Raw genomic sequence first — 23,954 nt, forward strand, 5'->3', positions numbered from 1 at the left:
ATCGCGCCTCCAGCCGCCTGTCCGACCATGGCGCCTGCACGGGACCTCGTGCGTGGAGAGCATGCGAGAGAGGCGAGTCTGTGGGTATTCGAGTCAGCATCGACGGCGATGTGTGTATCGGCGCCGGGATGTGCGCGCTGACGGCTCCTTCGGTGTTCGACCAGGACGACGACGGGGTGGGCATCGTCCGGCCCGGCCGGGAGGACGGCGGGGGCGACCCGCTCGTGAAGCAGTCCGCCCGCGGGTGCCCGGTCCAGGCCATCACGGTCGAGGAGGGCTGAGCCCGGAGCGGTTACCGCCCGGGGCTGATGGTGGCGTGGTAGTCGCCGGCGCCGATCGCGGCGGCGGCCACGAGAGCCATGGCGACGGCGGCTTCGGTGTTGCCCTGCACGCCGAGGAGCGCCGAAGCGCCGACCGAGACGAACGTGGTGATGCCGGTGAGCCTGCGCAGCGCCTTGGCACGCGGGTTCGGTGTCGGGGGCTGCACCTCGGCTGGGATGCTGTCGGTCGAGGTCATGGTGCGCCAGGTCTCCTTTGCTCGCGCCGACGGCCGACGCCGGCCGCGGGCGGGCCCGCTGTGCGCCGGCCCGGTGACGGCCCGCGTCGCGGCGGCCCGCCCCCGCCGTTCGAGGTGCCGCTCAGGATCTCCCACTCTACGTCCCCACTTTGGCACCTTCACCCCTCATGCGGCAGTCAACATCCCCGTCCCGCACCTGAACTGAGCCATGGGGCCCGTTCTCGCGCGGTGCCGGCCCGGCTCCCTTCGCCGTACGCCGACGACACACCTCCCGTACCCGGTTGGGCAATTCGGAAGATGTGTTCGAGCGGACGCGGAAGGAGCATGGACCGACCGACTGTGCACATGAGCGAGGGAGAAGACTGTGTCAGGTGAGGAAGGGACGGGCGCCGCACTGTGGGCGATGGCCGGTCTGGCCACTCCGATGGCGTTGCGGGTGGCGGCCACCCTGCGGATCGCCGACCACATCGTGGCCGGAGTGCGGACCGCTCCCGACATCGCCCGCGCGTCGAAGACCGACCCGGACGCGCTGGCGCGGCTGCTGCGCTACCTCGCGGCGCGGGGCGTGCTGCGCAGTGACGGCGCGGACGGCTACGAGCTCACCACGCTCGGCGAACCGCTGCGCGACGACCACCCCGACGGCATGCGCGCCAAGATCGACATCGAGGGTACGGTCGGCCGCGCCGAGCTGTGCTACGTCCAGCTCCTGCACACCATCCGCACGGGTGAGGCCGCCTACCCGGTGCAGTTCGGGCTGGGATTCTGGGACGACCTCGCCCAACACCCCGAGCGCGGCTCGTCGTTCGACAGCTGGATGAGCTCCAGCGCCCCCGAGCGCGCCCAGGCGATCAGCTCCGGGTACAACTGGGGCGCGCTGGGCGAACTGGTCGACGTGGGCGGCGGCAACGGCACGCTGCTCGTGGCCCTGCTGCAGGCCTTCCCGGAGCTGCGCGGCACCCTCGTCGACACGGCGGAGCCCGCCGCCACCGCCCGGCGGGCGCTGGCGGAGGCGGGGCTGACCGACCGCGGCCGGGTCGTCCCCGGCAGCTTCTTCGACCCGCTGCCCACGGGCGGCAAGGGCTACCTGCTCTCCCTGATCATCCACGACTGGAGCGACGCCGAAGCCGTCGCGATCATGCGGCGCTGCGCGGAGGCGGCCGGCCCGGAGGGCACCGTCTTCGTCGTGGAGAACCTGGGCCGCGACGGCGAAACCCCGCCCGCCGGAATGGACTTGAGGATGCTCGCCTACTACGGCGGCAAGGAGCGGGGCCTGGCCGAGCTCGCGGAGCTCGCCGAGCAGGCGGGGCTGCGCATCGTGGCCCGGCACGGCGCCGGCGCCCTGTCGATCGTCGAGATGGCCGCCGCCGTCGCCTGACGGCCCGTATCACGGCGACCGCTCCGCCGCCGCCCACGGGCCGGCCGGCGGAGCGGGCCGCCCTCATCAGGAGGATTCGATCCCCGTGCAAGCCCTGGACATGACACCGGACGAGGCACTCGCGGCGATGGTGTCGCCCGAGGGGTCTCAGAACCCCTACCCGTTCTACGAGGAGATCCGGCGGCACGGGAACCTGGTCGAGGTCCGGCCCGGCATGCTGGTCGCGGTCGGCTACGAGGAGTGCCTCAAGGTCCTGCGCGAGCCCCGGCTGCGGGTCCAGGACGCGGCGGCGTACGACCGTACCTTCCCCGGCTGGCGGCGGCACTCCTCGCTGCGCAGCTTCGCCAACTCCATGCTGTACACCAACCCGCCCGGGCACATCCCGATGCGGCGCATGGTCGGCGAGGCGTTCACCGCGCGCCGGATCGAGGCGCTGCGCGGGACGGTGGGGCGGATGGTCGACGAACTGCTGGAGCGGTTCGCCGACTTGGGCTCCGGCGGCGAACCCGTCGACTTCATGCACGAGTTCGCCTTCCGGCTGCCGGTCGCGGTCATCAGCGACATGCTCGGCGTCCCCGAGAAGGACCAGGTGTGGTTCCGGGAGGTCGCGGCCGACGTCATGATCGCCCTGGAGGGCATCACCGACGACGAGGGACTGGCGCCCGCGAACACCGCCACCGACCAGCTCTCCGCCTACTTCGCCCCGATCATCGCCGAGCGGCGCCGCAACCCGGGCGACGACGTGATCGGCACCCTCGTACGGATCCACGCGGAGGACTCCGACCGGTTCAACGAGGAAGAGCTGATCGGCAACCTGGTGCTGCTGCTCACGGCGGGCTTCGACACCACCACCCACCTGCTCGGGCACGGCCTGCTCCAGTCGCTGCGGCGCCCCGAACTCGGCGACCGGCTGCGCCTGGAGCCGGAGTTGGCGGCCGGCTACGTGGAGGAGGCGCTGCGGTTCGAACCGCCGGTGCAGGCCACCACGCGCTGGGCGGCGGCGGACGTCGACCTGATGGGACACAAGGTGGAAGCCGGTACCAAGGTGCTGGTGATCCTCGCCGCGGGCAACCGCGATCCGCGCCGCTACGCGCGGCCGCACGTCTTCGACCCCGACCGCGTCGACGTCAGGCCGCTGAGCTTCGCGGGAGGCGTGCACATCTGCGTGGGGGCGCCGCTGGCCCGGCTGGAGGCGCAGATCGCGCTGCCGCGGGTGCTCACCCGCTTCCCGGCCCTGGCACTCGCCGGGACGCCGACCTACCGGCCCCGCTGGCTGGCCCGGGGCAACGACCGGCTCCCGGTCACGACGGGCTGACACCCCCTGCGGGCCCCCGGCCCGGCGCCGACTGCCCGCCTCCCCGCCCACGCGCCCGCCCGGCCCCGGTCTCAGGGCCGGGCTCAGGCGGGCAGCGCGCGGCACGCCGCGGCCATGGCGCGCAGGACGTACGGCGGGATCCCCGGGTTCCGTACGGCTTCCACGGCCGACTCCGGATCGCACAGCCGCGCCGCCAGCACGCTCGCGGGCAAGTGCCGGTTGCGCAGGACGACGGCGCGGACCGAGTCGTCCGGGTCCTCGGCCAGGCGGGCCGCGTCGGCGACCGGCAGGCGCGGGTCCTCGGCCGCCCGGTAGCGCACCTCCGGGTCGCGGTCCCGGGCGAACCGGGCGACGAGTTCCGCGGGCGCCTGCGGGTCGTCGAGGGCGAGGCGCCGCATCCGGCCGTGCAGGTCCTCCGCGTACCGCAGGAGGCCCTCGCGCGGGAAGTTGGGGTGCGTACGGGGCCGCCCGGGGGACGACAGACTGCCCGTCCACCAGGTCCACACCCTCAGCAGCATGTCGGCGGGGGCGTCCTCGCAGGACTCGGCGAGGAACAGCTGCACGACGTGGTCCGGGTCCCGGGCCAGCCGGTGCACCACGTCCGGCGGGAGCCGCCGGGCCCGGGCCACGCTGCGGCGCACCAGGAGGTGGGAGGAGGCGGCGAGGCGGCGCATTGCGTCCGGGTCCTCGTGGAGGTCCTCGACCCACGGCAGGGTGTGCGACATGACGGACGGGTCGATGTCCGCCCGGACCGCACTGCGCTGCTCCTCGGTGAGGTCGGCGCGGACCGACACCGCGCGGCGGACGCCGTCGTCCGAGTCCTCGCCGAGCCGGGCCACGGTGGCGGGGTCGAGGCGGGGGTTGCCGGCCAGCGCGGCGCGCCGACGGGCGTCACCGGTGGCGAGGAGGTGCCGGACGAGGTCGGGGGCCAACCGGCAGGTCTCGATGACGCGCTCCGGCAGCGCTTCGCGTGCGAAGGCCTCCCGGGACAGCGGCCGGTCCTCGTGGTGCCGCAGCAGCGCTTCGGTGCGTACCCGGGGCGCCTCGTCGGCGAGCAGGGCCTCGCGGCGCGCCGCCGGCAGCACGGGCCATGCCACCCGGCATGCTCCGGCACGGACGTCCGGGTCGGGGTCCTCGGCCAGGGCGACGGCGTGGCGTTCGGGCAGGCCGGACAGGCCGACGGCCTCGGCGCGGACCCGCGGGGACGGATCGCCGGCCAGCAGTGCGCAGTCCTCCTCCGCCAGCATGATCCGGCGGCCGGCGGCGATGTGCGTGAGGAGCCACCGCTCCCGTTCGGTGTCGGCAGCGCGGATCAGCCGGGTCCACTGGGCGGGGGTGAGGCCCGGCTTCCATTCGACGGCCCGGAGCCTGGCCTCGGAGTCCGGCAGGGCCAGGACCGCCGCCACGAATTCGGCGGGCGGCAGCTGCCCCGTCAGCTCCGGGAAGCGCAGCAGCAGGTCCCGCCGTACGTCCTGCGGGAGGCCGGGGTGCGGGGCGAGGTTCTCGGCCCAGGCGCCGAGCACGGCCCGGCCCGGGTCGGCCGCCGCGTCGAGGAGCCGGGCCCAGGCCGCCGCGCCCTCCTCGACGCTCTCCCGCGCCGCGTCCTCGGCCGCCCGGTCGATCCGCGCACCGACCCCGCCCAGCACCAGCAGCCGCGAACCACCGGCGACCGCCCCGGCCACGCTGCCACCGTCCGCGACGGCCGACCGCGAGCCGGGCGAGGCGTGGTCCGCGCCGGTGACCGGCACCGGTCCACGGCCGGGAGCGGTTCCGGCCGTCGTATCGCCGTCCGGCGCGACCGTCAGCGTGCCGGCGGGGGCGGAGTCCGCGCCCGTGACCCGCGCGGCTCCACGGCCGGGGGTCGTCCCGGCCATCGTGTCGCCGTCGGGTGACGCCAGGAGCAGGCATCTCGGGTCGGGGTCCGGGGCGGTGAGGAGGGCGGCGAGCGCGGCGACCGGGTCGGTTGCGCGGATCCGGACCCGGCGCCACGACTCGCGCAGGCTGCCGCGCGGGGCGTGCGGACCGCCGAAGGCGAGCAGGAACTCACGGCCGCCGCCGAGCACGAGCCGCGCGGCTTCCGCGGGAGCGGCCGCGGGTTCGGCGTCCGTCGCCGCCGCGAGGAGCCGCCGCGCCGTGGCGGCCTTCCGGATCCCCGGCAGCCACCACGTCCCCAAGGGCTCCAAGCCCATCCCGGCGAGCATCGCCTCGTAACTCTCGTGATCCCGCAGCCTGAAGTCCGCCACGCCCCGCACCCCTCGCTCTCGCCCGCCCGAGGCGACCGACCCGACCGCCCCTCCATCCTCTCCCGGAGCTTCCGGAGCCCGTCCCGGGGGGGGCACGTACCGGCACCCGCCCCCGCCTGCGCACTCGACGAGGCGGGGGGAGAGGAGGAGCTGGGGAACAGAAGATGACTCAAGCGTGCGAAATAAGGTACGAAGTCCTTCGTGAACGAACAGATTCCGGCCGCGACCGTTCGCGTGTTCATCGCGCTCGCCCCGCCCGACGACGCGAAGGACGAACTGGCGCGGGCGCTCGGCCCCGCCTACACGGCGTTCCCGGACATGCGGTGGAACCGCATCGAGGACTGGCACATCACCCTGGCCTTCCTCGGTGAGCTCCCGGTGTCGGCCGTCCCCCTCCTGCGGCCGCCGCTCGCGGAACTCGCCGCGGGCCGGCCCCCCGTCCCCCTGGCCCTGTCCGGCGGAGGGCACTTCGACGAGCGGGTGCTGTGGAGCGGGATCGAAGGTGACCTCGACGGGCTGCACCTGCTCGCCTCCGAGGTGCGCGCCGTGGTCAAGCAGTGCGGAATCCCCTTCGAGGACCGGCCGCTGCGCCCCCACCTGACGCTCGCCCGCGCCCGCCGGAACGACATCGCCCCGGTGGTGAGGACCGCCGCCGGACTCGCCGCGTTCGCCGGCCGCCCCTGGCACGCCGAACGCCTGCACCTGGTCGGCAGCAACATCGGCCGCGGCCCGGGGCCGATCCACTACCGCGACATCGAATCCTGGCCGCTCGCCGGCAGGGCCTGACCACCCGGAACGCACGCCCTGGGCGACACCGCGCCACCGGCGTCCGCCGCACCCACCCCGAGCCCTCGCCGCGTACCCGCTCGATCCGCCGGCCGCCAGGCGTCAGGGCAGCCGCCAGGTGTCAGCCGTCAGGTGTCAGCCATCAGGTGTCAGCCGTCAGCCCCGTCAGCCGGCCGTCGTCGCCAACCGCTCACGCCACCACGCCACCGTCGCCTCGACCTGCTCCTCGACGGGAGTGGCCCGGGCCGCGAACCGGGCCTCGTACGCGCTCGAATCGATCACGAACGGGCGGTCGAACTGGTAGCGGACTTCCTTCAGTTCGCGGATCAGCGGCGAGAAGAGCGACGCCACGCCCAGCGCGGCCGACGGAAGCCTGCGCACCGCGACGGGACCCGTGCCGGCCCGGTCGGCGAGGAGGCCGACCATCTCCCGGACGGACCGCGCCGGCTCCGTGGGGACGTGCCAGGCCCGCCCCCAGGCCTCCTCCTCGGCCGCCACCGCGGCCAGGGCCCGGGCCACGTCGGGCAGGTACGTCCAGCTGTGCGGGGCGTCCGGGTCCCCGAGCGTCGAGACCGCCTTGCCGCGCAGCACCTGCGGCACGAGCCGTGCGGCGAGGTGGCCGCCGTCGGTGACTCCGGGGCCGAAGAAGTCCGAGGCGCGCACGTCGACCGCCTTGATGCGGCCCTGCTCGTGCAGGGTCCGCGCCTGCTCCCACAGCGCGGCGCGGACCCGGCCCTTGGTCCCGGTGGCCGCGAGCGGCAGCTCCTCGGTCATGGGCCCGTCGACCGGCCCGTAGCCGTAGAGGTTTCCCAGCATCACCAGGACGGCGCCGGTCGCTTCGGCGGCGGCACACAACGACGAGCTCAGCGACGGCAGTTCACGCGCCCAGTGGTGGTAGGGCGGCGCGGCGCAGGCGAAGATCGCGGCGGCGCCGCGGGCGGCTTCGGTCAGCCGTTCGCCGTCCGCCGCGTCCAGCGCGATGTGCTCGATGCCGGGTTCCGGGCTGCGGCCCGACCTGGTCACGACCCGTACGGAATGTCCTTGCCGGGCGAGCAGCCGGGCGGTGGCCGCCCCCGCGGGCCCGAAACCTATGACGAGATGAAAGCTCACCGCCGCACACTAGCGCGAACGCCGCGGGATCCCGCGGCGGGCCGCCCCCGAGCCGCGGACCGCGGCCCCTGCGAGCCCGCGAGGCACCCCTGACCTGGGCTCATGGTCCGGTGCGGGGTCCGGTGCGCCTATCCTCCCGTGGTGAACACCAAGAGATCGAATCCGTGGCGCCGGGCCATGGGCGTGCTCGTCGCGGCCGTCCTCCTCGGCGCCGGGCCGGCCGGACCGGCCGCCGCCCTGGAGACCACCCCCGGGGACCCGACCAACAGCGCGTACGCCTCCTCCGAGCCGCTGCGCGTCATGACGTGGAACGTGTGCGGCGAGGCCGGCGGTAGCGGGCCGTGGGAGTCCGGGTACTGTCCGGACCGCAACACGCTGACCGCCGGGGGGACCCTGAAGAAGGCGGTGGACATCGCCGGTGTCATCCTCCGGGAGAAGCTCGACGCCGCACTGCTCCAGGAGGTCTGCGCGGGGACGGACGACAGCCAGCTCCGGCAGATCCTGGGCGAGCTCAACAAGGCGGGGACCGGCACCTGGAACGCCGTGTCGGCGGCCACCCCGCGCGGCAGCGACAACAGTTCCGTCTGCCGAAACGGCCTGACGGGCGACGTAGGCATCGCGGTCCTCGTGAAGGGCTCCGTCGAGTGGTCCCGCCAGACCACGCTGCCCGCCCCGCAGGGCAAGCAGGCGAACGGCCGCGTCCTGTGCGCCGGGGTGGCCGGGTGGCAGACCCGCCTGTGCACCACGCACCTCACCAACTACGGCACCGCCGACGCGGCGGGCCTGGCGGCCTACCGGGCGCAGATCGACGCAGTCGTCGGCCAGGCGGACGACTTCCGCTCCGTGGTCGTCGGCGGCGACTTCAACACCCGGCAGCAGGACCTGCTCCAGCCGCTCTACACGGCCCTGGCCGAGTGCGACCAGCGGGCCTACGACCGCGTCGGTGACGTCCCGAACGGCATCACCAAGGTCACCAACACGTGGGCCACCAACCCGGACCGCTCCCTCACGCTGGCGAAGACCGAAACGTCCAAGATCGACTACCTCTTCGCCACCACCGGGTTCGGATCCTGCGACTCCCGGCCCGAGCTGGCGGACACCGCCGACTACTCCAAGGCCGCCCAGCCCGGCTGCCTCCACATCGACGGGGTCCAGCCGGGCTGCGTGCCGAACGCGACCTCCGACCACGCCCCGCTGCTCGGCTCGGTGAACGGCGGCCCCCGCCTCGACTGGCCGTTGCGGAACGCCTCGGGCCACTCGGGCACCGTCAAGGGCGGTGTCGGCTGGAGCACCGAACACGGCGGCGCGGCCGTGCTGGACGGGGCCACCGGCGAGATCGTCGCCGGCGGTCCCGCCGTGGACACCTCCCGCAGCTTCACCGTCTCCGCCTGGGCCAAGGTCGACCCGAGCGCCGGCACCTCGGTGGCGGTGGCCCAGGACGGGTCCGCGGTCAGCGGCATGATGCTCTGGTACAACAAGCCCGACAACACCTGGCGGTTCGGCCTGCCGAAGACCGACGACAACGGCTGGAACATGGACCAGGCCATCTCCCGCACGGCTGCCGTGCCCGGCCGCTGGACCCACCTGACGGGCACGTACGACGCGGAGAGCACCGCCGTCACCCTGTACGTGGACGGCGCGGTCGCCGCGACCGCGACCCACGCGTCCCCGTGGCGGGCCACCGGGCCCCTCACCGTCGGCCGGGACAAGGTCTCCGGGCGTTCCAACGGCTTCTGGAAGGGCTCCCTCCAGTCCGTCGAGGTGTACGACTACCCGATGACCGCCGCCCAGGCGGCCTCGGAGGCCGGCTCGCTCACCGCCCCGACCCGTACGGTCACCAGCCCGGCGACCCTGACGAAGGGGGCGGGCTGCCACGTCGGCAGCTACTCCGCCGGCGACTTCGGGGCCGTCGACTCCGACACCCCGAGCCTGACGGCGTACGTGTCCCACCCGGATCCCTCGCGCGAGGTCTGGGCGGAGTTCTCCCTCTGGAACAACTCCGACTCCACCCAGCCGGTCCACCTGGGCGGCCCGGGCTCGGCGAGCGGCAAGGTGACCGGGAGCGGCACGGTCTCGATCCCGCTGCCGAAGCTGAACCGGGGCGACAAGTACGGCTGGTACGTCCGCACGGTCGACGGGTCGTCGGCCCCGTCGCCGACCGCGCCGGTCTGCCACTTCACCGTGGCGGCGGCCACCCCGTAACGGGTCGCCCGCGGAAGCCCCTCGCCCCCGGCGGACCTTCGGGACTGCCGGGGGCGAGGACCGTCCGGGGCCGGTCGGCCGGTCCAGGCGGCGGGCCGGTCGGCCGGATTCCGCGGCCGGGCCGGTCATCCGGTCTCCGCGGCCGGGGCGCTCAGCCGGATTCCGCGGCCGGGGCGGCCAGCAGGTGCAGGGCCCGGTGTTCGGCGGCGGCCTGCGCCGCCCCGGCCCCGAGCAGGCCCTGCTCGGCCGCCTCCCGCAGCGTCGCGCCGAGCTCGTCGCAGCGGGCGCAGCCCGGGGCCCATCCCGGTACGAGGTCGAGGTGACGGTTGGCCAGGTGACGCGCCAGCGCCTTCAGCGGGCCGGGGGCACCGCGGCGCGCATGTGGTTCCACCGCGGCCTGGCGCAGGCGGCTGCATTCGGCACAGGCCGCTGCGACGGCTCCAGGATCGGCACTCATGGGGGCCACGGTAGCGCCCATGGGCCCCGGGTACCCGCCCCGGGCCCGACGACACGGACCGGCCGGCCGGCCCGGGCACCCCCGCTGACCGGCAGTGAAGACCGTGCATCCGCCTTACGGGCGCCAGGTCCGGAGCTGATCGGCTATCCGGGCCGCGCTGCACTGCGGGTCGTACAGCTCGTGGGCGAGGTCGGCGAGCTGTTCGCGGGTCGGGGTCGCGGGAATGCCGCCGGCGTTCAGGTACATGACGGCCACGGCGCAGGCGACGGTGAGGTTGGAGGACTCCAGCCAGCGGCAGCGCCCGAGGGTGTGGACCAGGGCCGCGGCGCGGGCGTACGGGCCGTCGTAGACGGGCAGGTCGAGGAGCTCGGCGCGGTGCCGGGCGACGGCCGCCATGGGGACGCCGAGGTCGTCGGGGGCGGGGTCCTGCGCGCCGGCGCGTTCGGCGGCCTCCAGGATCCACGACAGGTCGATGTGCAGCGACATGCTCACGCGGCACCCCGCTTCGGCTCGGAGGACGGGGACGCCCCGGCGGGCAGGCCGGGCAGGGCCCGGTCGCCGCCGAGTTCGGCCTCCAGTCCGTCGAGGAAGCCGCCGTGCGCGTCGATGAGCCGTTGCGCCGCGGCCATTCCCGCGGCCCGCGCGCCACTGGTGTCCTCGGCGATGAGCCGTTCCACATAGCGGTTGAAGTCGAGGCCGCGGGCGGCCGCGGCGTCCTTCCCGGCGGCGAGCACATCCGGCTCCAGCCGCACCTGTGTCTGCTTGCGCTCACTGGCCATCCGGCCACGGTAGCAGGGTGGTACCAGCCGCACGAGGGATCCGGCGGACCGGGCCCATTCTTCTCTCCGCATCCGCCAACGGCCATTCAAATGACGGCATTTGGGGAAACCCTGACCGTCCGCGCGATGCCGGTCGCGCGCGGGGACCGGCTACGGTCCGGCCGCGTACGACACGACGGCGCGGACGCTCCGGCCCGGCAGCCCGTGGACGCCTGACCGGGGGCCGCGCCGGGTGGGGCGGGGTGGGGCCCAGGACGGGAACGCGACGGCGTCCCCCGCCCTGGGCCACGGCGGTCACCGACCGCCGCAACCGCCGGTCAGGGGCGGACCGGGCGGAGTTCGGCGGCGAGGTGGTGGTGGTACCCCTCGCCCATCGCCGCCATCTCCTGCGTGATCGACAGGGTCCCGTCGCCGAGGGTGTACCGGCGGCGCATGCCGGTGACCTCCTTGGCCCGGGGAGTGAGCGCCACGTGGTCCGTCGCCAGCTCGATCCCGGCGTCCGTCACGCGCCCGGTGTACGTCTCCACGATGCCCGTCGGGTGCGCGAGGACCACCTCGAGGGAGGCGTCCGGCAGCACCCGCCACCAGCCGCTCTCCCGCCCGGACGGGCGCAGCGCCGTCCCGGACGCGTCGACCAGCCAGGCCCGGGACTCGTACCGCAGGAACGGCCGGCCGTCGTGGCTGAAGCTGATCTCCTGCTCGTAGCGGAAGCCCTCCTCCAGGGTGGGGTACTCGCCCTGCCCGCGACCGCGCCACCGCCCGAGCAGGTCCAGGACCGGCTTCAGCTGCGCGTGCGGTTCGGGTCCCTCGCCGAGGACGTGGGTGTCGGGGTACGGGTTCTCCTGCACCGGTTCGAGCACGATGGGCCCCTCTTGTCCGCCGCGGCCCCCACGGGACCCGTCCGGCCCCCCATTGTCGACCGCCGCACCCCGCCGCGCCCCCGAAGCCCGCGAAGTGCCGCCCACCGGACCGGCCGACGGCCCGTCCACAGGTCCCCCGACGGCCCGTCAACGGCCCACCGGTCCGCCCACCGGGCGGCCCGCAACCGGTTTCCGCCGTCGCGACCCGCCCACCGACCGGTTCCGGCCAACCTCCCACCTCCGCGCGGCCCGGCGCGGGCGCGGGGCGCGAAACGATCAGCCACCAGCTCGGCTCCGTCCGCCCCCGCAGGTCGGCCAGATCCGGCTGCTCCGTCCTCCCGCCTGCGGTGTACTCACTCCTCCCGTTCCCCTCCGGCAGCCCCGAGCCCCTCCCCCGCACCGCGGGGCGGGCCTCCTCGCCACGCCTCCGGCCAGGTCGAACCGGGTTTCCCGCACGCCGAGTTGAAGGAGGGCACCATGTCCCAGCAGCAGGCCGAGAAACCGCGAACCGCCGCGCTTCCCGCGCCGCCGGAGTTCACGTACACCCGGGGGCAGCACAACGCGACGATGGAGCAGTTGTCCCTCCGGCAGATGGCCCGGCGGGTGCCGGCCGCCCTCGTCCAGACGGCGAGGCTGGCCTGGGCGGTGAACCGGACCGCGTTCGTCTGGCTGGTGTCCGCCCAGCTCGTCGGCGGGATCTGTACGGCCGGCGCGCTGACGGCCGTGTCCCGTGCCATGGGCCCGCTGCTGGCGGGCGGCACCGTCGAGCAGCGGATCTCCGGCGCCGCCTGGCCGCTGGCGGCCGCGGCGGCGATGACGGCACTGGGCGCGCTGGCGTCCATCGCGTCGGGGAGCGCCGCCCGCCGCCTGAACCCCGGCATGGCGACGATCGCGGACCTGGCCATGGTCGACGCCCACATGGACGTCGAGCTGGCCGCCTACGACGCCCCCGACTTCACCGAGCGTTCCGAGGCCGCCGAGACCGGCTCCGCCCGTTCCGGCATGCTCCTGCAGGACGCCCTCGGCTTCACCGGCGGCCTGATCGACATGGTCGCGGTGGCCTCCGTGCTGTCGGTGGTGCATCCGGTGCTGCTGCCGCTCCTGCTGCTGTCGGTGGTCCCCCGCGGCCTGGGCTCCGTCCTCGCCGCCCGCCTCGACTACCGCCTCCACAACGAGACGATCGCCTCTCGAAACATCCGCAACATGATGCGCTGGCACCTGACCACCCCGAAGCTCGCGGACGAGCTGCGCGGGAACGGCATGCGCCCGTACGCCCACCACTGGTACGCCGCCGTCTGCGCGCGGATCGACGCGAAGATGGTCGGCTCCGCCCCCCGCTACCTGGCCGTCTACCTGACCGCCGCGGTCGTCTCCGGCCTCTTCCTCGTCCTGACCTGGGCCTGTCTGGGCGCGCTGGTCCTCGGCGGCTACATGGCCATCGGCGCCGCCGGCACCGCGATCGTCGCCATGCGGACCTCGACCGCGGCCCTGTCCCAACTGGTCGTGTACGGGGCCGCGATGTTCCAGCACGCCCTCTACCTCGGCGACTACACCGCCTTCATCGCGCAGGCCGCCGAGCAGTCCGGCCCCCGCGGCGCGCAGCGGATGGAGGCGCCGGGGAAGATCCGCTTCGAGGGTGCCACGTACACGTACCCGGGGAAGGAGGCGCCGGCCCTGGGGCCGGTCGACCTGACGCTCAACCGGGGCGAAGTGGTCGCCCTCGTCGGCGAGAACGGCGCGGGCAAGTCCACGTTCATCCGGCTCCTCACCTCGCTGACGGCCCCGACCTCGGGAACGGTGGCCTGGGACGGCGTGCCGACCTCGGCGTCGGACCAGCGGTCGGCCTGGAGCCACGTCGGGCTGGTCACCCAGTCCTACGGCTGGTGGCCGTTCTCCGCGCGCGAGAACGTCACCCTGGGCCAGGCCGACCCGCGCGGCGAGGACGCGGTGTGGGACGCGCTGCGCGCGGTGGGGATGGCCGAGACCGTCGAGGGGTTCCCGAACGGTCTGGACACCCTGCTGGCCCGTTCGCTGTGGGGCGGCCACGAGCCCTCGGGCGGCCAGTGGCAGCGGCTGGCCTGCGGGCGCGCCTTCCACCGGCGCCCGGCGCTGCTGGTGATGGACGAGCCGACGTCCGCGATGGACCCGCGTGGCGAGCACATGGTCTTCTCCGGCCTGCGGGACATGAAGGAGGACCGGATCACCGTGATCGTCACGCACCGCATGGAGAACTGCCGCCTCGCCGACCGGATCGTCGTCCTCGACCACGGCAGGGTCATCGAGGAGGGCACGTACGAGCAGCTGTCCCGGGTGGACGGCGGCACGTTCGCCGAACTGGTCCGGCTGTCGATGGACCGGTAGGCGGTGGGACGGTAGGCGGTGGATCGGTAGGCGGTGGATCGGTAGGCGGTGGATCGGTCGGTAGGCGGTGGGTCGTGAGCCGTAGCCGTCACCCGTAGGCCGGCCCTCGGGGGTGGCTCCGGCGGGTGCGCCGGGGCTACTCCCCGCACGCCAGGTCGATGAACAGGGCCGCGGACCAGCCGAAGCCGGAGGTCGCGCCCGCCGCGCGGGCTCCGGTGAGCGGGTTCCAGTACTCGTAGAGGCCGCCGGCGTCGCGGACCATCGCCAGGGTCCGCTGCCGGAGTTCCTCCGCGGTGGCGGCGAATCCGGACCGGCGCAGGCCTTCGACGAGGAGGTGGTTGACGTTGAGCCAGACCGGTCCGCGCCACATGGCGTCCGGGGCGAAGGCGGGATCGTCGAACGCCACGGTCGGGACGGGGTGTTCCCCCCAGAAGGCGGCGGAGCGCAGGGTCCGTTCGAGCGTGGCGGCCACGTCGGCGGGCAGGCGTCCGGTGAGCAGCGGCATCAGGTCCAGGACGGTCCGTACGGGTACCTCCTCGCCGGCCGCCAGGGTGGTGAAGCGGGTGCCGTTCCAGCGTTCGGCGACCAGCAGCGCGGCGTGTCCGGCCGCGCGGGCCCGCCAGTCTTCGGCCTCCGACGGCAGGCCGATCGCGTCCGCGATGTCCGCGAGCCGGTCGGCCTGGAGCACGAGGTAGGAGTTGAGGTCGGGGGGCTCGGCCCGGGGGCCGTGGTCCCATACGGGGCTGTCGTCGAGGCCGGAGGAGTAGGGGTGCAGGTATTCGGGGAGGCCGTCGCCGTCCGGGTCGGAGTGGGAGAACCACCAGGTGTGCGCGCGGACGAGCTTCGGGTAGACGGCGGCGAGGAAGGGGACGTCCGGGTCGGCCTCGTGGACCTTCCACACGGCCCAAGCGGCCAGCGGCGGTTTGGTGACCGGGACCACGCCGGAGGAGGGGGCGGCTCCGTTGGCCCGGCCGACGTGTTCGCCCAGCCGGGCGAGGTCCGAGCGCGGGAGGTCGGTCGTCTCGGCGAGGACGCCGTGGTCGTGGACGACGTCGGGGAGCCGGCCGTCGGGCAGTTGGTGGTCGAGCAGCAGCAGGATCTGGTCGCGGGCGAGCGCGGGCCAGGCGTGCCGCAGTCCCACCGCGTGGAAGAGGGCGTCCCAGTTCCAGACGCCGACGTACCCGTATTTCGACGGGACGAGGCCTTCGCGGCCGCCGATCGGCAGCAGGTTGACGGCCAGCGTCCACCAGGCCATCCGGGCCCGCTCCGCGAGGTCGGGGCGTACGGCCGGCATGCGGGCGAACCACTGGTCCCACCGGGCCCGCGCCGCGGCGCGCACGGCCGGCGCCGACCAGTGCCCGGGCGGGCCGGTCAGGACGTGGCACCCGGTGAGGGCGAGGGTGCGTTCCGTGCCGTCCGGCAGCCGCCAGCGGGCCCGACCGTCACGTCCTGCGATGACGAGGGTGGCGGTGTCGGCGAACATCAGCGTGGCGCCGTTCGCGAACTCCACCCCGGTGGGTGTCGCCGAGACGACGGGGGCGGGGCGTCCGTCACGGTCGCGTACGACGAGCGCGGTCAGTTCGGTGGTCGCGTCGAGCGGGGTCTCGTACTGCGCCCGAGCGACCCGGAGGCCGTCCGGGCCGGCCGTGACGAGCAGCCGGGAGCCGCGCTCGGTGAACGGCCGCTCCACGAGGTCGAGTTCGAGGTCGAGGTCGAGTGGGAGGTCGGGGCCGAGGTCGTGGCCGGGGCCGGGGTCGGGGCCGGGGTCGGGGCCGGGGCCGGGCATCAGCGTCCTCCCAGGCCCGACGAGGCCATGCTGTTGAGGATCTTGCGCTGTCCGACGAGGAAGGCGATGAGCATCGGCACCACGGTCATCGCGGACAGGGCGGCGGTCAGCCCGTAGTCGACGCCGCCGCGCTGGGAGCTGAAGGAGTCCAGCAGCAGCGGGACGGTGAAGAGGTCCGGGGTGTTCAGGAACACGAGCGGGAAGAAGTAGCTGTTCCAGCTGGCCAGGAAGACGATGATGCCGAGCGTCCACAGGCCGGGCCGGATGTTGGGAAGGATGATCCGCCAGAAGATGGTCCACCGGCCCGCCCCGTCGATCCGCGCCGCGTCCTCCAGTTCGACCGGGACGGCCCGGATGAACTGGCGCAGCAGGAACACCGCGAACGGGTTGGCGACGGCCGGCAGGATCAGCGCCAGGTGGGAGTCGATGAGCTGGAACCTGGCCAGCATGATGTACAGCGGCACGATCGTGACCTGCGCCGGAACCATCTGCGTCGCCAGCAGCAGGCCGAACAGCGGACCGGAGCCGCGGAACGGGATCCGGGCGAAGGCGTACGCCGCCATCGCGCCGGTGAACAGGGTGGCCGCGACGGTGACGGCCGCGATGTACATGCTGTTCCAGTAGGCCCGCCCGAGCGCCACCTCGCCCAGGACGTCGGGGTAGTTCTGCGGGCGCCACGGGCCGGGCAGCCACGCCAGCGGCTCGTTGATCATCTGGTGGACGCCCTTGAAGGAGGCCAGCATCATCCAGATGAACGGGAAGAGCATGAGCAGCCCGCCGAGGGCGAGGGCGGCGTGCAGGAGGATCTGTTTGCGGTGGTTCATGCCCGGCCTCACGACTCGTAGTGGACGAAGCGTTTCTGCGCCTTGAACTGGACCGCCGTGACGATCAGCGTCAGCAGCAGGAGGATCAGGGCGGCGGCGCTCGACAGGCCGAAGTGGAACTCGCGGAAACCCTGTTGGTAGACCTTGTAGACGATGGTCTGGGCGCCCTCGTTGTGGTCGGGGTTGACCAGGACGTAGATCAGGTCGAACGCCTGGAACGAGCTGATCACCGAGACCACCACGGTGAAGAAGACGGTCGGCGAGAGCATCGGCAGGATGACCGACCGCAGGGTCTGCCACGGCCCGGCGCCGTCGATCTTCGCCGCTTCCAGCAGGCTGGTGGGGATGGTGGCCAGCCCGGCGAGGAAGATCACCACGTTGAGGCCGAGCGAGGACCACACCGTCACGGCGGCGATGGCGGGGACGACCCAGGTCGGATCCTCCAGCCAGTTCGGGAGAGTGATCCCGAAAAGGTCGTGGACGGTCCCGTTGAGGATGCCGTCGGTGCCGCTGCCGAGGATCATCTGCCAGATGACCGACACGGCGACCGAGCTGGTCACGACCGGCAGGAAGTAGATCACCCGGTAGGCCGTGCGGCCCCGTACGCCGTGCAGGGCGAGCGCCAGCAGCAGCGCCACGACGAGGCCGCCCGGCACGGTGATCAGGCCGATCTTGACGGTGTTCCAGACCGCGCGCCCGAAGTACGGGTCGGTCAGCTGGGCCCTGAAGTTGTCCAGCCCCACCCAGGTCGCGTCGCCGAGCCCGTCCCACTTCATGAAGGACAGCACGATCGCGAAGCCGAGCGGCCCGACGAGGAACACCAGCAGGCCGAGCATCTGAGGGGCGAGGAAGACCAGGGCCCACCGGCGGTCCCGCCGCCGCCAGAGCGGTTCGGGAACGCTCCGGGCGGGCGCGCCGGGGGCGGGTCGGGAGCGCCGGCGGTCCGGCGCCTCGGTGACGACGCTCACCCGCGCGGGCCCGTCATCCCGTCGACCAGGCTCTGGAGCTCGGTCATGCCCTCGTCGAAGCCGAGCTTGCCCTCCCAGATCTTCATGAGGTGGTCGTTGACGGCCTTGGTCAGGCCGGGGACCGCGACCTCGTCGGGGTAGTTCGCGAAGCCCTTGTCGCGTACGTCGATGAAGGTGCGGGCGTGCGCCGGGTAGTTGCCGTCGGTCACCAGGCCCTCGGCACCCTTGATGGACGGCACCGCGCTGCCGCCCTTCAGCCGCAGCTGCTGGCCCTCCTTGCTGACGAACTCGCTCAGGAAGGTGAAGGCCTCCTTCAGGTGCGGGGTGTCCTTGTTGATGGTCAGGTACGAGGCGGCGACCGCGCCCCGGATCGGCTGCCCGGACTCCGAGGGGAAGGGCACGATGTCGTAGTTGTCGAGGTCGCCGCCCTTCTTGATGCTCTCGATGACCCAGCGGCCGCCTGCGTAGAAGCCCGCCTTGTGCTTGATGAACTGGGTGGCGGCGCTGTTGCCTTCGGGCAGCAGGTCGGCGGAGGCGAAGGTCTTGTCCCGGTAGCCGTCGGCGAGGGTCTTGAGCGCCGCGCGGGCCTTCGGGTCGGACGGCGCGACGAAGTCGCCGTTCTGCCAGACCTTGCCGCCGAAGCCGTTGACCATGCTGTAGTTCGCGCCGTACCAGTTCCAGAAGATGGAGCCGTACCTGCCGGCGGCCTTCAGCTTGGCGTTCATCTCCAGGTAGGCGGCCATGGTCCAGCGGCCGGACTCGTTGAGCGCGGCGGGGTCCTCGGTGATCCCGGCGGCGGCCAGGGCCTTCTTGTCGAACCAGAGGACCTCGGGGTTGGTGTCGTTGGGGACGCCGTAGGTGACTCCGGCCTTCTTCGCGCCGCCGTAGATGCCCTCGAAGAAGTCCGCGGGCCGGCTCTTGCTCGACGGTCCGGCGAGCTGCTCGTCGAGCGGCGCGAGCACGCCGTCGGCGACGAGCTTGCCGATGTGGTCGTCACCGACGTAGAAGACGTCGGGTGCGGTCTTCGAGGTGAGCTGGGTGATCAGCTTGGGGTGGTAGTCCTCGTAGGAGGCGACCGGTTCGAGCTTGAGCGTGATGTCCGGGTACTTCTTGGCGAACCCGTCGGTGAAGGCCTTGAAGACGGCCATGTCCTCGGCCGAGCCCCAGGTCGACCAGCGCAGGACGACCTTGCCGTCCTTGCCGTCGTTGCCCCCGCCGGCGAGTCCGGCGCCGCCCGAGCCGCTGCACGCCGACAGGGACAGCGCGGCCGCGACGGCGACCAGGACGGTTCTTCTCTTGACGGGCATGGGGTGCCTCCGGAGATGTCTTTCCGACGGATGAGGGTGAGGTCGGGGTGGGGACGGGTCGGTCGGGCTCAGGGTCGGGGTCGGGGTCGAGGTCGGGCTCAGGGTCGCGGTCGCGGTCGCGGTCGCGGTCGCGGTCGCGGTCGCGGTCGGGCTCAGGGTCGGAGTCGGGCTCAGGGGCGGGCGGGTTCAGGCGAGGCCGCCGCCGTCGACGACGAGCGCGGAGCCGGTGACGTAGCTGCTCGCCTCCCCGGCGAGGAACAGCACCGCGTTGGCGATCTCCTCGGGCGCGCCCGCGCGGCCCAGCGGCCGGTCCGCGGCGTCCTTCTCGAAGGTGGCCCAGTCCTCCCGGAGCTGGCGCGCCTCGTCGCGGAGCATCGGCGTCATGGTGTCGCCGGGGTTGACCGAGTTGACGCGGATGCCGGCGGCGGCGTGGTCGATGGCCAGGGCGCGCGTCATGTTGACGACGGCCGCCTTGGAGGCGCAGTAGGACAGGGCGTTGCCGCCGCCCTTCATGCCCCAGCCGGAGCCGGTGTTGATGATGGAGCCGCCCTCCTTCATCAGGGGGATCGCGAAGCGGCACATCAGGTAGACCGAGCGGACGTTGACGGCCATCACCCGGTCCCAGTCGTCGGCGGAGATCTCCAGCGCGGTCTGGCGGCGGATGATCCCGGCGTTGTTGAACAGGACGTGCAGGGCGCCGAACGTCTCGACGGCGGTGTTCACGATCCGCTCGCAGTCCGCTTCGGACGACACGTCGGCCCGGACCGCGACGGCCCGGCCGCCGTCGGCCTCGATCTCGCGCACGGTCCCGGTCGCGTCCGCCAGGTCGGCGATGACCACGGCGGCGCCCTCGGCTGCGAACAGCCGGGCGGTGGCGCGGCCGATTCCGGAAGCGCCGCCGGTGACGATGGCGACCTTGTTCTGCAGGGTGTTCATGAGTCCTCGCTCGCTGACTGGATGCGGTAGACGACGGAGGCGCGGTGGCCGGTGACGACCCGGGCGGGTCCGCTGAACGCGGCGTCGGTGGCGGGGTCCCCGCTGTCCACGAGCAGGGGGCGGCCGCCGAGTGCGGCGAGTTTCTGCTCGGTGGCGAGGACGACGATCCCGGCGAGCCGGTCCAGGACGCGGGGGCTGAACTGCTGGTTGCCGCGGCCGATCAGGAAGCCCTGGCCGCCGAGTACGGACAACACGCCATGCGTGACCTGTGACATGGCAATGGTGAGCAGGTCGTGCTCGGTGACGTCCGAGGCGAGCAGGACCCCGTCCCGGACGACATCGACCCCCAACGGCGTCAGTTCCAGGCCGAGTTCACGGCCCACGGCGAGTGTGGTCCCGCCCGGCCCCAGCGCGTACGCGGCGCCCGGCCGCATGGACGCCACCACCGCGCGCGCGATCGACTCCGCCGAGCCGGGCGCCGCCACCGACCCGGTCTTGCGGCCGCTGAGCCGCGCCCGGGCCGCGGGTACCCGGAGGGTGCCGTACAGCCGGGCGCCGACCCGGCCGGACCGGTACGCCTCCTCGTCCAGGTCGACCACCTCCGCGTCGACCGTCGCCCCGTCGAACGCGGCGGCCGCCGTCCCCGACGCGAACGGGCTGACCCCGAAGCACCCGGAGTACACCTTCACCCCGGCCGGCACCCCGAGGACCGCCCCGCGCGGCCCTGCGTCCAGCACGTCGCGTGCCGTGCCGTCCCCGCCGGCGAACAGCAGCAGGTCCACTCCGCGCAGCGCGGCCACCGCGGCCCGGGTGTCCGCCCCGCCGGTCGTGCCCGTCCCCCGGCCCGGCGGGCGGTGCGCGATCTCGTACGGCACCCCGGCGGCGCGGGCGCTGTCCTCGCCCATGGGGCCCGCGACCGTACGGATGCGGACGTCGGGGCGCCGGGTGCGGAGCGTCCTGAGGGCGCCGGCCGCGCGGGCCGCCGCCCGGGGCACCGCGCCCAGGGCGAGGGCCCTGGCCTGGATGTCCGGGCCGTCGCTGCCCTTGAGCGCGACCGCGCCGCCGAGGCCCGCGACGGGGTTCACGATCAGGCCGACGATCACCGGCGGTGCTTCCGGCAGTAGGCGCGCCAGGTGGGGGACCACTGGTCCGGGTCGTCCAGGGACGTCGTGTCGATCCTGTGGATGGTCTGGTGGTAGGGGGCGTTCCTGACGAACTCGGGGTCCTCGCGGGCCTCCCGGGCGACCTGGGCGAGGATCGCGGCGTATTCGTCGAGGTCCTCGCGGGAGTAGGACTCGGTCGGCTCCAGGGTGAACGGCTCGGGGACCACGTAGGGGTGGTGGCTGGTCCAGTAGTGGACGCCGAAGTCGGCGGCGCGCACGCCGATCTCCTCCGAGTGCACCCCGGTCTCCTCGGCGAGCTCCTGCCAGGAGTAGCGGACCTGTTCCACGCGCCGCTTGTCCGCCCACGGGACGGAGGCGCCGGGGATCCGCAGCACCTTGTGCATCAGGTAGTTGTTGTTGAGGACGGCGGTCTCCGCGACCTCGCGCAGGCCGTCCGCGCCGAGCGCCATCACCCAGGCGTAGGCGCGCACGACGTTGGGCGTGACCCCCAGGAACGGCCGGATCTTGCCGACCGAGCGGGCCGGGGAGCGGAGCGTGTACGTCTCTCCGTCGCGGTCGACCACCGGGCCGGGCAGGAAGGGGACCAGCGCCTCGGAGACCCCGCACGCGCCGGCCGCCGGACCGCCGCACGCGTGCGGGGTCGAGAAGGTCTTGTGCAGGTTGAAGTGGCACAGGTCGAAACCGGCGTCGCGGGCGCGGGTGATGCCGAGGATGCCGTTCGCGTTGGCCTGGTCGTAGCAGGCCAGTGCGCCCGCCTCGTGGACCAGATCGACGAACTCCCTGATCCGCGGGTTGAAGATGCCGGTGTCCTCGGGGTTGGTGATCATCAGGGCCGCGGTGCGCGGGCCGACGGCCGCGCGGAGCGCCTCGATGTCGGGGCAGCCGTCGGCGTCCGGCATCAGGGTGATGACCTCGTACCCGGCGACCTTCGCGCAGGCCCCGTTGGAGGGGTGCGAGAACATCGTGGTGATGACCTGGTCGCGCTGCCCGGCTTCGCCGCGGGAGGCGTGGTAGGCGCGGATCATCGCGAGGTTGGCGTAGATCGCCGCCGAGCCCGCGCCGGGCTGGAGCGAGACGCGGGCCATCCCGGAGATCTCCTTGAGGATCTGCTCCAGCCGCCAGTAGATCTCCAGTACGCCCTGGACGGAGTCCTCGGGTTGTAGGGGGTGCAGCTCGGCGATCTTCGGGTCCCGGACGAAGGTGTCGTTGACCTTGGGGCTGTACTTCATCGTGCAGGTGCCCTGGCCGACGTCGATGTTGAGGTCGGCGCCCAGGGTCTCCTGCGAGAGCCGCAGGTAGTGCCGGACCACCTGGTTCTGCGACAGCTCGGGCAGTGCCGGCGGGGTGCCGCGGCCGATGCCGGCGGGGAGCGCGACGGGCGGCGCGTCCGGGGCGGGGACGCCGATGCCGCGCCGGCCGGGCCGGGACAGCTCGAAGATGATCTCCTCGTCCCAGCGGGCCTGGTGGAAGCGGCGCAGGGCGGGCTTGGGCGCGACCGGCAGGTCCGCGAACGGTTCTCCGTGCGAGCTCACCGGGCGCCTCCGGAGGCCGAGAGGGCGTCCTTGACGGCCGCCGCGAGGGTGTCGATGTCGGCGATCGAGTGCCGTTCGGTGACGCAGATCAGGACCTCCCGGCGCCCGAGCCGCACGCCGCCGTAGATGTTCCGCTCCCGCAGGGCCGCGAGCAGCCCGTCGGCGTCCGGCACCTCGACGGCGAACTCCCGGAAGTGGAAGGACTCCTGGTGGCGGACCCGGGCGCCGGCCGCCGCGACGGCCCGCATCGCGTACGCGGTCCGGGCGAGGATCGTCTCGCCGATCTCCCGCATGCCCTGCGGTCCCATCAGCGCGAGGTACACCCCTGCGGTGATGCCCCACAGCGCGGCCGCCGTCCCGACCCATTCCTTGCCCTCCTCGCGCAGCGCGAAGGAGGTCCGGTCGTAGAAGACGTCGCCGAAGCCGTACTCCCCCGCGACGGCGGTCGGGGCGATGCCGAACAGGCGGGACGGGAACTCCGCGACCAGCCGTTCCTCGTCGCGGCTCGCGATGAATCCGGCCTGGCCGCCGCCGTACTGCTGGTGCATGCCGAGCGACTGGATGTCCCCGCACACGAGGTCGACCCCGTACGAGGCGGGCGGTGCGAGCACGCCGAGCGAGATCGGGTCCGTCCCCACGACGAACAGGGCCCCGGCGCGGTGTGCCAGTCCGGCCAGTTCGCGTCCCCGCGTCTCGATGACCCCGTAGACGTTGGGCGTCTCCACGTACAGTCCGGCGAAGGTGTCGTCGAGGCGGACCTCGCCCGTCTCCCCCGTGGCGGCCACGGGCGCGGTCACCACCTCGATGTCGGGTGCGAGGTAGTCGCGGATCTTGTCGAGTTTGTCGGGGGCGATCGCGGCGCCGACGAGCACCCGGCCGCGGCCCGTGTAGCGCGCGGCCATCCTCAGCGCCGTCCCGGCCGCCTGGAAGCCGTCGTACGTGGGCACGTTGACGACGTCCATCTCCAGGAGTTCGCCCATCATCGAGACGTACTCGAAGAGCGCCTGGAAACGGCCGTGGTCCTCGTACGGCTCGCCCGCGTAGGCGGTCAGGAACTCGCCGCGCCCGTTGACCTCGTCGCACACCGCCGGGACGTGGTGCGGGTAGCAGCCGTGGCCGAGGAAGCTCAGCGCCTCGGTGGTGTCGGTGTTCCGGGCGAGCAGGCCGCGCAGGTGCCGGACCAGGCCCTGTTCGTCGGCGAAGGGGGCGGGCAGGTCGAGGGGGCGGTCGAGCCGGAGGTCGGCGGGGATGTCGCCGTAGAACTCGGCGACGCTCGGTACGCCGATCTCGGCGAGCATCGCGGCCCGGACCTCGGGGCCCGCGTTGGGTATGTACGGATGGGTCACGGCACTCCTCAGTGCTTGAGAACCACGCGCTGCGTCAGAACGACTCGGTACTTCAGGACCACTCGGTGCTTCAGGACACTCGGTACTTAGGACACTCGGTACTTCAGGACACTCGGTACTTCAGGA

Annotated in this window: 21 protein-coding genes; 6 read left to right on the top strand and 15 right to left on the bottom strand. The window is 73.4% G+C overall.

What is annotated here, in order from left to right:
• Positions 1 to 86: 86 nt before the first annotated feature.
• Positions 87 to 281, top strand: coding sequence for a ferredoxin (locus OG764_RS04340; RefSeq protein ID WP_328972875.1), 195 nt, complete (start codon positions 87 to 89; stop codon positions 279 to 281).
• Positions 282 to 292: 11 nt separating this feature from the next.
• On the opposite strand, the gene OG764_RS04345 is transcribed toward OG764_RS04340, so the two are convergent.
• The gene (locus OG764_RS04345; RefSeq protein WP_328967036.1) at positions 293 to 517 is read right to left on the bottom strand and encodes a hypothetical protein; all 225 of its coding nucleotides are present in this window, start codon (positions 515 to 517) and stop codon (positions 293 to 295) included.
• A 364-nt stretch (positions 518 to 881) separates the two neighbouring features.
• On the opposite strand from OG764_RS04345, the gene OG764_RS04350 reads away from it, so the two are divergent.
• A complete protein-coding gene (locus OG764_RS04350) occupies positions 882 to 1,892 on the top strand; it encodes a methyltransferase (protein WP_328967037.1) in 1,011 nt (336 codons plus the stop codon).
• Between the two features lie 85 nt (positions 1,893 to 1,977).
• Entirely contained in the window at positions 1,978 to 3,207 is a 1,230-nt protein-coding gene (locus OG764_RS04355) for a cytochrome P450 (protein ID WP_328967038.1), read from the top strand.
• An 83-nt stretch (positions 3,208 to 3,290) separates the two neighbouring features.
• Here OG764_RS04355 and OG764_RS04360 read toward each other — a convergent pair whose 3' ends face one another.
• Complete coding sequence (locus OG764_RS04360; RefSeq protein WP_328967039.1) at positions 3,291 to 5,450, bottom strand: PE-PGRS family protein; 2,160 nt, start codon at positions 5,448 to 5,450, stop codon at positions 3,291 to 3,293.
• Between the two features lie 201 nt (positions 5,451 to 5,651).
• Between OG764_RS04360 and thpR the strand changes: the two genes are divergently transcribed.
• Complete coding sequence (gene thpR / locus OG764_RS04365; RefSeq protein WP_328967040.1) at positions 5,652 to 6,236, top strand: RNA 2',3'-cyclic phosphodiesterase; 585 nt, start codon at positions 5,652 to 5,654, stop codon at positions 6,234 to 6,236.
• A gap of 165 nt (positions 6,237 to 6,401) precedes the next feature.
• Here thpR and OG764_RS04370 read toward each other — a convergent pair whose 3' ends face one another.
• The gene (locus tag OG764_RS04370) at positions 6,402 to 7,346 is read right to left on the bottom strand and encodes an NAD-dependent epimerase/dehydratase family protein (RefSeq protein ID WP_328967041.1); all 945 of its coding nucleotides are present in this window, start codon (positions 7,344 to 7,346) and stop codon (positions 6,402 to 6,404) included.
• A gap of 141 nt (positions 7,347 to 7,487) precedes the next feature.
• On the opposite strand from OG764_RS04370, the gene OG764_RS04375 reads away from it, so the two are divergent.
• Positions 7,488 to 9,548, top strand: coding sequence for a LamG-like jellyroll fold domain-containing protein (locus OG764_RS04375; RefSeq protein ID WP_328967042.1), 2,061 nt, complete (start codon positions 7,488 to 7,490; stop codon positions 9,546 to 9,548).
• A gap of 151 nt (positions 9,549 to 9,699) precedes the next feature.
• Here the strand turns inward: OG764_RS04375 and OG764_RS04380 are convergent, their stop codons facing one another.
• The 4 genes from OG764_RS04380 to OG764_RS04395 form a co-directional block, all read right to left on the bottom strand.
• Positions 9,700 to 10,005 (bottom strand): hypothetical protein, encoded by a 306-nt coding sequence (locus OG764_RS04380; RefSeq protein WP_328967043.1) that lies wholly within the window; start codon positions 10,003 to 10,005, stop codon positions 9,700 to 9,702.
• 114 nt (positions 10,006 to 10,119) lie between these two features.
• A complete protein-coding gene (locus OG764_RS04385; RefSeq protein WP_328967044.1) occupies positions 10,120 to 10,491 on the bottom strand; it encodes a fic family toxin-antitoxin system, toxin component in 372 nt (123 codons plus the stop codon).
• A 2-nt stretch (positions 10,492 to 10,493) separates the two neighbouring features.
• Positions 10,494 to 10,784, bottom strand: coding sequence for a hypothetical protein (locus OG764_RS04390; RefSeq protein WP_328967045.1), 291 nt, complete (start codon positions 10,782 to 10,784; stop codon positions 10,494 to 10,496).
• Positions 10,785 to 11,101: 317 nt separating this feature from the next.
• The gene (locus OG764_RS04395) at positions 11,102 to 11,644 is read right to left on the bottom strand and encodes an FABP family protein (protein ID WP_328967046.1); all 543 of its coding nucleotides are present in this window, start codon (positions 11,642 to 11,644) and stop codon (positions 11,102 to 11,104) included.
• A gap of 477 nt (positions 11,645 to 12,121) precedes the next feature.
• Here OG764_RS04395 and OG764_RS04400 point away from each other — a divergent pair, with 477 nt between their 5' ends.
• Positions 12,122 to 14,005 (top strand): ABC transporter ATP-binding protein, encoded by a 1,884-nt coding sequence (locus OG764_RS04400; RefSeq protein ID WP_328967047.1) that lies wholly within the window; start codon positions 12,122 to 12,124, stop codon positions 14,003 to 14,005.
• Between the two features lie 136 nt (positions 14,006 to 14,141).
• On the opposite strand, the gene OG764_RS04405 is transcribed toward OG764_RS04400, so the two are convergent.
• The 8 genes from OG764_RS04405 to gcvPA all read right to left on the bottom strand — a co-directional run bounded on the left by OG764_RS04405 (position 14,142) and on the right by gcvPA (position 23,828).
• Entirely contained in the window at positions 14,142 to 15,791 is a 1,650-nt protein-coding gene (locus OG764_RS04405; RefSeq protein WP_328967048.1) for an amylo-alpha-1,6-glucosidase, read from the bottom strand.
• The gene (locus OG764_RS04410; RefSeq protein WP_328967049.1) at positions 15,791 to 16,615 is read right to left on the bottom strand and encodes a carbohydrate ABC transporter permease; all 825 of its coding nucleotides are present in this window, start codon (positions 16,613 to 16,615) and stop codon (positions 15,791 to 15,793) included. Before OG764_RS04410 ends, OG764_RS04405 begins: the two co-directional genes overlap by 1 nt.
• An 8-nt stretch (positions 16,616 to 16,623) precedes the next feature.
• Positions 16,624 to 17,583, bottom strand: a complete 960-nt coding sequence (locus OG764_RS04415; RefSeq protein ID WP_328967050.1) for a carbohydrate ABC transporter permease — start codon at positions 17,581 to 17,583, stop codon at positions 16,624 to 16,626.
• Positions 17,580 to 18,890: an ABC transporter substrate-binding protein gene (locus tag OG764_RS04420; protein ID WP_328967051.1), complete on the bottom strand. Its 1,311-nt coding sequence runs from the start codon at positions 18,888 to 18,890 to the stop codon at positions 17,580 to 17,582. Before OG764_RS04420 ends, OG764_RS04415 begins: the two co-directional genes overlap by 4 nt.
• Positions 18,891 to 19,076: 186 nt before the next feature.
• Entirely contained in the window at positions 19,077 to 19,826 is a 750-nt protein-coding gene (locus tag OG764_RS04425; RefSeq protein WP_328967052.1) for an SDR family NAD(P)-dependent oxidoreductase, read from the bottom strand.
• Positions 19,823 to 20,929, bottom strand: a complete 1,107-nt coding sequence (locus OG764_RS04430; protein ID WP_328967053.1) for an ATP-NAD kinase family protein — start codon at positions 20,927 to 20,929, stop codon at positions 19,823 to 19,825. The genes OG764_RS04425 and OG764_RS04430 overlap by 4 nt, the downstream gene beginning before the upstream one ends.
• On the bottom strand, positions 20,926 to 22,482 hold the full coding sequence (gene gcvPB / locus OG764_RS04435; protein ID WP_328967054.1) for an aminomethyl-transferring glycine dehydrogenase subunit GcvPB: 1,557 nt from the start codon (positions 22,480 to 22,482) through the stop codon (positions 20,926 to 20,928). Before gcvPB ends, OG764_RS04430 begins: the two co-directional genes overlap by 4 nt.
• Positions 22,479 to 23,828 (bottom strand): aminomethyl-transferring glycine dehydrogenase subunit GcvPA, encoded by a 1,350-nt coding sequence (gene gcvPA, locus OG764_RS04440; RefSeq protein WP_328967055.1) that lies wholly within the window; start codon positions 23,826 to 23,828, stop codon positions 22,479 to 22,481. Before gcvPA ends, gcvPB begins: the two co-directional genes overlap by 4 nt.
• Between the last annotated feature and the right edge of the window lie 126 nt (positions 23,829 to 23,954).

The sequence above is a fragment of the Streptomyces sp. NBC_00239 genome (genome assembly GCF_036194065.1).
GTDB lineage: Bacteria > Actinomycetota > Actinomycetes > Streptomycetales > Streptomycetaceae > Streptomyces.

What these genes read in the sequence shown, in the direction of transcription:
- OG764_RS04345 (WP_328967036.1), bottom strand. Translation starts at nt 517, where the DNA reads ATGACCTCGACCGACAGCATCCCAGCCGAGGTGCAGCCCCCGACACCG.
- OG764_RS04380 (WP_328967043.1), bottom strand. Translation starts at nt 10,005, where the DNA reads ATGAGTGCCGATCCTGGAGCCGTCGCAGCGGCCTGTGCCGAATGCAGC.
- OG764_RS04385 (WP_328967044.1), bottom strand. Translation starts at nt 10,491, where the DNA reads ATGTCGCTGCACATCGACCTGTCGTGGATCCTGGAGGCCGCCGAACGC.
- OG764_RS04390 (WP_328967045.1), bottom strand. Translation starts at nt 10,784, where the DNA reads ATGGCCAGTGAGCGCAAGCAGACACAGGTGCGGCTGGAGCCGGATGTG.
- OG764_RS04400 (WP_328967047.1), top strand. Translation starts at nt 12,122, where the DNA reads ATGTCCCAGCAGCAGGCCGAGAAACCGCGAACCGCCGCGCTTCCCGCG.
- OG764_RS04405 (WP_328967048.1), bottom strand. Translation starts at nt 15,791, where the DNA reads ATGCCCGGCCCCGGCCCCGACCCCGGCCCCGACCCCGGCCCCGGCCAC.
- OG764_RS04410 (WP_328967049.1), bottom strand. Translation starts at nt 16,615, where the DNA reads ATGAACCACCGCAAACAGATCCTCCTGCACGCCGCCCTCGCCCTCGGC.
- OG764_RS04420 (WP_328967051.1), bottom strand. Translation starts at nt 18,890, where the DNA reads ATGCCCGTCAAGAGAAGAACCGTCCTGGTCGCCGTCGCGGCCGCGCTG.
- OG764_RS04425 (WP_328967052.1), bottom strand. Translation starts at nt 19,826, where the DNA reads ATGAACACCCTGCAGAACAAGGTCGCCATCGTCACCGGCGGCGCTTCC.